Annotated in this window: 6 protein-coding genes; all 6 read right to left on the reverse strand. The window is 37.6% G+C overall.

Annotated features, from left to right (window positions below; all coding sequences use genetic code 11):
- Positions 1–970 (reverse strand): hypothetical protein (locus tag KPY62_RS13395; protein ID WP_216583447.1); only part of this gene is annotated, 970 nt, incomplete at its 3' end.
- A gap of 57 nt (positions 971–1,027) precedes the next feature.
- The gene (locus KPY62_RS13400; RefSeq protein ID WP_216583448.1) at positions 1,028–2,515 is read right to left on the reverse strand and encodes a dynamin family protein; all 1,488 of its coding nucleotides are present in this window, start codon (positions 2,513–2,515) and stop codon (positions 1,028–1,030) included.
- A gap of 21 nt (positions 2,516–2,536) precedes the next feature.
- Positions 2,537–4,219 carry a dynamin family protein gene (locus KPY62_RS13405; protein WP_216583449.1) on the reverse strand — a complete coding sequence of 561 codons (1,683 nt, stop codon included), beginning with the start codon at positions 4,217–4,219 and terminating at the stop codon, positions 2,537–2,539.
- 149 nt (positions 4,220–4,368) lie between these two features.
- Complete coding sequence (locus KPY62_RS13410; protein ID WP_216583450.1) at positions 4,369–4,809, reverse strand: hypothetical protein; 441 nt, start codon at positions 4,807–4,809, stop codon at positions 4,369–4,371.
- A 24-nt stretch (positions 4,810–4,833) separates the two neighbouring features.
- Positions 4,834–5,079, reverse strand: a complete 246-nt coding sequence (locus KPY62_RS13415; protein WP_216583451.1) for a hypothetical protein — start codon at positions 5,077–5,079, stop codon at positions 4,834–4,836.
- An 881-nt stretch (positions 5,080–5,960) separates the two neighbouring features.
- Positions 5,961–6,752 (reverse strand): aspartate dehydrogenase, encoded by a 792-nt coding sequence (locus KPY62_RS13420; RefSeq protein WP_216583452.1) that lies wholly within the window; start codon positions 6,750–6,752, stop codon positions 5,961–5,963.
- Positions 6,753–7,419: the final 667 nt, after the last annotated feature.

Here is a 7,419-nt window from a genome sequence, read left to right on the forward strand (position 1 = left end):
AAGTAAAGTTATTATTATTAATAGAAAGCTTTTGACAGTCATCAAAAATTAAATTGTAAATAAAATCCGATTGCTTATAACTAATAAACTTACAATCAAATATATCTACATCGAAAACAGAACTAAACATTAAGTTGCTATTTAAAAAAAAGCTATTATCTATATTGATTTTCTGTGACTTATTATAATTAATACTCGCATTAATTAAATTACAATCCTTAATAAAGGAGAGTTTTTTACTTTTACTCCCGTTTATATTAATTTTTGAATTTATTGCAAATAATATAGTTGCATTTTTGATTATAATATCTTCATTTACATTCTGCTGTTCTAATACGATCCAATCTCCTGTAGTGATCCCCTTTATAAGATCATCTAAAGTCATCACTTGATAGCTAAACTCATGCCATGGCTTCAATGACTGATAATCAAAGTCAATTTTCAACTTAGATAGCTCCTCTATCTTAGTTTCACTGAGTTTTGCAGTTGGAGAAATCATATCTCCCAGAACTTTATTCGATAAATGCAATATAGTTAGCAGTGCTGTCTCATCTAAGCTTAATAAACTGACCAATTCTGACAGGCTCTTGGACTGTTGCTCATTTAAAGCTTTATCCAGTCTACAAAGCGTCAGGACATCCATCAAAAAGCTGGCACCAAGGCTATGTTTATCACACAACTCACAAAATAATTTTAGCTGTTCAATATCCAATTTAGGAATATTGGCATATAGTTTCTGTACGTCATTAGTCATAGCCATACTGTCTAACAACATAGCCAATAACCTAGATTGAGCGTCGCTGATATCTTGATTGGTCAGCAGAGTCACAAGGACTGTGGCATACAGCAGTTTATCAGGCTCGTTAAGAGTTTGAGTGACGTGAGGCTGCAAAGGTCTACGTTTGATTTGCAAGTTATTTAAATCATGCAGAAGCTTGTCTAAAGAAGTACTTATTTTGGTAATGGTCATAACTATCCCTGTCTGATATTTAATTACTCTAAGTATAGGTAGTGCTTGAAATTAGTATTAACCATGCCCTAACGCTAGGCGATGGCTATCTCGCCTTAGTAGAGTGCCTATTACCTCTGCATCCGTACTATTATTAGTAAAGCTCTCAAATAAGGACTGATGCTTGTGGGAAATACGCCGCAATAATAAGTCTAAATTTCTTACCTCAGAAGGTAAAGTAAATGCTGAGAATAACGAGCTATAGCTTGCTGATTTTTTACCCTGCTGCTCTCGCAATTCACACAAGATTTCATACAGATTTATTTGGCCTAAATCGATTTCGTCCAACATATTTAGCTCAGGGATATCAATACCAACATACTCACCGACTGACTTTAACTTTGCAAAAAATAACTGCTGAATCTGCTTAAGATCTGCTTCGATAGCTTCTAAAAACCTTAAATGCGCTCTCACCTCAACTTGTAGGTTGGTAGCATCTTCGCTGATGCTCTCATCATCTGACAGTGCCAAAATACGGTTGAGACGATCGAGCTGTCTGTGGGATTGCCGCGTCTCATTTTCTAGATACTGCTCATAGAGATGAAACTGGCGTTTAAAGTTTTTGGCAAATGCTACTTCACGAGTCGTTTTGTTCCATTTATCAAACCAATCAGTGACCGGCTCGATGGGATAGCTGCGCTTTTTGCGCGACACGGGAATAACGTCTAATACGGGCAAGTTTCTATTAGCCAATGTCTTTTTGATTAAGCTAACGATTTGCTCGATATCTTCTGGGGCTTTTTTATCCGACTTATTTACCAATATTAATTTTGGAATGTTGTTGTTTAGCGTAGCTAAGAACTGCAAATCATCTTCTTTTATCGTGCCATCTTCTGCGGATACTAGCCAAATCACAAACTGAGCCGCATTCAACTGCGAACGAGCAATATTCTCATCGGTGCGTTCGCTATGCGCATTGTCTTCTGGCTTGGTATAGCCTGGGGTATCTAAGATAGCTAAATTTTGCCATGGGAACTCTACATCACTGACGAATGCAGAGCTCAACAGACTGCCTATCTGACTGCCATACTTATCTTTTTCATCATGGGTCAGGCTCTGAAACTCATCATGGCTCAGACTGACTCTTTTATTGAATAGATTCAACGCCGTGATTGAATCGCTGTCTCCTTGCAATAAATATGTAGGCAGTGAGGTGGTCGGATCAATCTCTGTAATAAGTTGCTTTTTACCCAATAGCGTATTGATAAGGCTAGACTTACCAGCGCTAAACTTACCTCCTACGCCCACCACTACCTTTTGTGCCAAACTAGAGAACTCACAAAACTGTCTAAATCGAATCAGCTCCATATCCATATTACGCAGTATATCCGCAAAGCTGTCTGGACAGCCCCGTCTTGCCAGCTGCGCTAAATCAACTCGAATATAATTTGCCACCTCATGCAAGTCCTGGTTCAAAGAGGCCGATATGGTCTCAGCATCATTATCCTTAGCGCTAGCTCGGCACATAAACTCGTACCTGGCTTTATAATCTATCTCGTATGTCATGATGATTTATCCTCAATACCTCTAAATTGCAGTTGTGAGCTGTGTTAGCAAACTTTCAACGTATTGTTGATCTTCTAGGTATTGTGCATGACGCTGAGCTTGGACTTCTTTGCTGGCTAATATATCTTGCTCTTTTTGCTCAATTTGGGCCTGCACCTGCTGAGTGCGAGAGCCAATTAACTCTTGAATCTTTATTTGTGCATTAGTGATGTTATCGGCCACAATACTCGTCAATGATTTTTCCACATCGTACATAACGCTTGGTATCACTTGGTTTAATACGGCACTCCTAGCCGCTTCATTTTGAGCTTCCTGCTGCGCTTTTTTCTTACTTTCATTTCTGAACATATCAATTACTTTAGCCAATACTGGCACGACAATAGTCGATATGGTAGCGATGATAGGGTTAAATTTGAGTAGGAATAAGATAGGCCCTAATGCGCTAGCAACGTCGCTAAAATTAAAGTCATCACTCGACATAGCATCCATATTGAGCTCTGGCATATCAATTTGAATACTTTCAGGCATTTGTGTCTCAATATTTTTGAGGTAGGTCTTCACTAGAGGTGCTAGCTCTTTTTGTAACCCCTCGGAGATAGCTAAGCGCGCTGTATTCAAAATCAACGTACTTATCTCTTCTTGCCTTAATAACTTGCCTGATAAGGTATCCAGCTGGGCGGTCAGCCTACCTTTTAAATCATCTGATATATTTTTAGTAATACTCTGACTTTGCTCCTCTAGACGCTCGGTATCACTTTTAATCTTTAATTCAAAGGCCTCTATTTGCTCATTGAGCATCTGCTTTTCTGCTTCCAACATTTCAATATTGATATCATCAGTACTTAGTAGCTTGGTTAAGCTTTTATTGACAAAGGCGGTCTTGGCAATGATTTGCGAGGTAACCAGTTGGTTAAACCTTGCCTCTGACTGTGCTTCAAGCGACACGAAGGCGGCAATTAGCTCATCTAAGTTTTGTTTTTTTCTAGAGGAAATAGTGACTGTTTTAAGCGGTGCCTTACCCAATAGAGCAGTAATTGATTGCTCTATTTTTTTACTGACCGCAGCAACGTCATCTTCATGTTTAAGATCGGCTTTAGAAATAATTAGAATCACTTGCGTGTCATTAATCTTCAACTCTCGCAGAAACTGCTGCGTTGACTCTCTAATATCGCCATCTTCTATAGATACTACGATGGCATACGCTAGACTCTTATCAATATAGTTATCGATGACCAAATTATGGCTGCTGAAATTAGAATCTAAGCCAGGTAAATCAACGAGAGACACATGAGGAAACTTGGCTAAACGCTCTTCATTAACATAAGCAGAAATCCAACCTTGCCTACCCTGCTCATCAGCAGCAATAAAGGCATCTAAGTTTTGCGTTCTAAGCTCCTCTTTGCTCAATATCACGGTTTCACCATTGGCTTTATGCCCAATAAACTTCTCCTGACCATCTGTATAAAAAAACTCAGTGGCTAACGCTGTCTCTGGAGTGATTTCAATAGACAGTAGCTTTTCCCCAACCAGAGCATTCATTAAAGAAGACTTACCAGCACTGAATACCCCTACTAAGGGTAATCTCATAACGAAATCATCTATTGAGCCTCTATAAACTTCAATAGAGTCAGCTGTGCTATAGCTCTCAAATATTGTTATTAATTGATTCCAGTTCTCTTGCAATATCTGCTGTGTGGCAAACATATTAATTCCTTTTATGTTTATGTTAACTAAACTTGATATATTAATTTTTTTAATCTATCTCAAGCTCTACTTTAATACGATTCTACTATATAACCTTTTGTTTTGGCGATGATTTTTAAATATGCTATTTATCATCCTATGGCTTGTTCTCACTTCTCTAATAGCTGAGTTAGCGAATGCAGTTCTTTTTTAGTCAAAAACTTTTTAATAGCTTGTAAATCTGTGACATCACTCTCAGTCAGCGCTATATAGTCAGCAGGCTCAACTTGCAAACTACTGGATAGGCTAGAAATATCTGATGTTTTGTTAGGCTTCAATACCTTCTGGTTTTTACGTCTTTCAAGCTCAATTCTTAGTTTCATTAAGAGACGCTGCATAGGAGATCTGGCAATGATATTGAATGAGCTATGACTGTTGCGTTTTGGATCGTCTAGCGCTGCCACTCCAGTGTTAGATTTTGCTGAGGTTGACATTAAGTCCGTTAACTGAGAAAGCCCTGTCACAAAGTGCGACTTCATAAATAGAGGCTGTAGTCTGTCATATAAATCTTCCGGTATAACGCCACGCAGCTCTGTTTCTACAAATCTCAAAGCGATAGCTTGCGACAAACTCAGTTAATGTTCACTAGTATCAGCTAGACGCTGCCATCGCCAACTGTAAGGCTTATCATCTTTACGACATTCAATAGGCAGTATCTCTTCTAGAGCAGCTAAGTCTCTTTGCAGGGAGCGCAGCTTAGTCTCAATCCCTGCCTTCAGCAGGTGCTCTTGGATTTGTCTGGTAGAGACATAATTGCCCTCTAATAACAGTTGGATGATGAGCAGTTGTCTTTTAATAATGTCTGTAGAGCTGTTATTCACACTATTCAGCCTTGTCTAACTTATTAGTTTTAATACCTACTAAGCTAACAGAACCAACATAGATTAGGAATACGAAAAGTCAGTCCTGCGTCTTATAGTGACGCAGTATATAACTACCAAATCAAATTTATTTTTACTCTCTTCCATTCACGCTTTTTTCTGAATACGTTTTAAACTTTGGCTATCCTAAAGAAACTTTGTAAATACAATTGGCAAATTAAGCATCCTGATACTAGATTGCCATAACTGAAAGTCTATATCATTGAATTAACAATCCGAGTTATCAAGAAGATAGTGGATAAGAATGGTAGTTTGATTGCAACCGCTCGACGATTGAAAATCGTGATGTAAACGCTATCTGATTCGCACAATAAAACTTATTTTGTCGGTACTAAGAGGTGTAATTCATAATTTAATGACCGCTCTTGGAGAAACAAGGTATCTAAGGCGAGAGCTTAAGCTTGTAGTGGAGGAAGACCAACTTCTAAAAAAGGTCATTGCTTATTTTATTTATTAGGAACGTTAAGAGACAATCTAGTCTATGAGAATGTTTTAATAACATAAGATATACAGCTGTACCTAAAGTAACCGTTAGTAAATTAAGCCTTGATTCAAGCCAACCAAATAATCTTTATTATCATTGGTATATGTTATGTATTAATAGTCAAGTAATTAAGCTACTACGATTGGATATATTGTAATATCAATGATTAGAATATTAATAGCAACTAGTTTTGGCTGCGAGTTTCCCTAGCAATTAGTGAGACAATGTACAGCTATGGTGTAGATCATATATAAACTCATAATTCATAAATGCTACAAAGTCACACTATATACACCACAACAGATATGATGTTAACGCTCTTGCCTTAAACCCTATCTCAAAATTGAAAAACCTGATCGATCTCGCAGCACAAACGTAAAGCGCTAAAGGCGGCTAGACTTGAAGTTTTAGGGTTTTCAGCTAACGGTAAGCCAGTCATGATAATCTCAAGTTTACCGAACTCTCCTTGGGCAGTTATATGATGGATATTATGTTCGAGCAGTGGATCAACCATTAACTCTACTTGTGTATCGTCTAGTCCAACACCTGCCAGCGCTATAGTTGCAGCAACATTAGAGTTAGCTGGAAATAGAGCCGCAGCTTCCCTAGCATTTCCTGTAAAAAATACTGAAGGTTGCTTTAAATTTTCATAGTCAATTAGCTCATCGGCATAACTACCCTTCCAGCTGTCTGGGTTCTTTCTACCTTGATAAACCACCTTATCTAATCCTGCCAAACTCGCAGCATTAATCCCATCAATACCCGCTATAGCACCGGCTAGAATATGGATTTTCACGCCACTTTTTTTAGCAGTATCATGCAACGATGTCACAAATTTTTCATCAGTAAAGGCTCCTACAGAAACTATCCCAAGGGGGATACCTTTATCTAAAATTTGTATGGCATGTTGTTTGAGTCCACTCTGCCCTGCCATCTCAACCGCTAAATCAGGGACCGCTAATAAATCGCTTACCGAAGTAATCACTTCGATAGACTCTCCTACCTCGGCCCTAATCTCGTTTGCGCTTCTAGAACTGGCTAAGATTGTCGAGAGTATAATGTTCTCAGGTAGCATCTGATGTACTTTTCTAGCCATTGACCCATAACCTATAAACACGACTTTTTTCATAAACTATCCTTATATATTTTTTTACTTTGTTTTTTAATTATTATACTTATCCATTTATCAATATAAAAAGATTGATCCAGCACCTCAAAAAACTGTCGATCAACAGCTCTTGCGTTTACAGTATGAAAAGTATCCAATACATATTTAAAGCCGTGTTTTAAAGTAAGGTCATGCAGCTGTCTACCGTTAATCAGTCCATTATTAAAGTCTTCACAAGCTCTTAAAAAATTACTGCACTTCATAGCGCTTGGTTTCGGAATTTTTCAATAGGCTCACATAGATATTTTGCATAAAGTGCTGCTTATCTTCTACGGTAATATCAGCCTAACTATCAGCATCCTTTTCAGTAAGACTTGCGGCTATTTTTTCTAGCTAAGTCTGTCACTTATCTCTAGTGTCCTCTGTGCGGCATTATTCACTAATAATTACCATTAACCTGACTATTGTTAGCAAAAAAGGCTATTTTTGACTTATAAGACACGTCCTATTCGGTAATTTTTATTACCATTAATAATATAATTATTGCTTAATGCTTAATGCTTAACACTTATTTATTTGTCAATATTTTCCATAAATCCAATCGATACTATAGCTATCGATAACCCTATAATAAATCTTCTAGGTAATTAATATTACCTTAAATTAAAAAAATAATATTGTACTGCCG

The sequence above is a fragment of the Psychrobacter sp. TAE2020 genome (genome assembly GCF_018919485.1).
Classification (GTDB): Bacteria; Pseudomonadota; Gammaproteobacteria; order Pseudomonadales; family Moraxellaceae; genus Psychrobacter.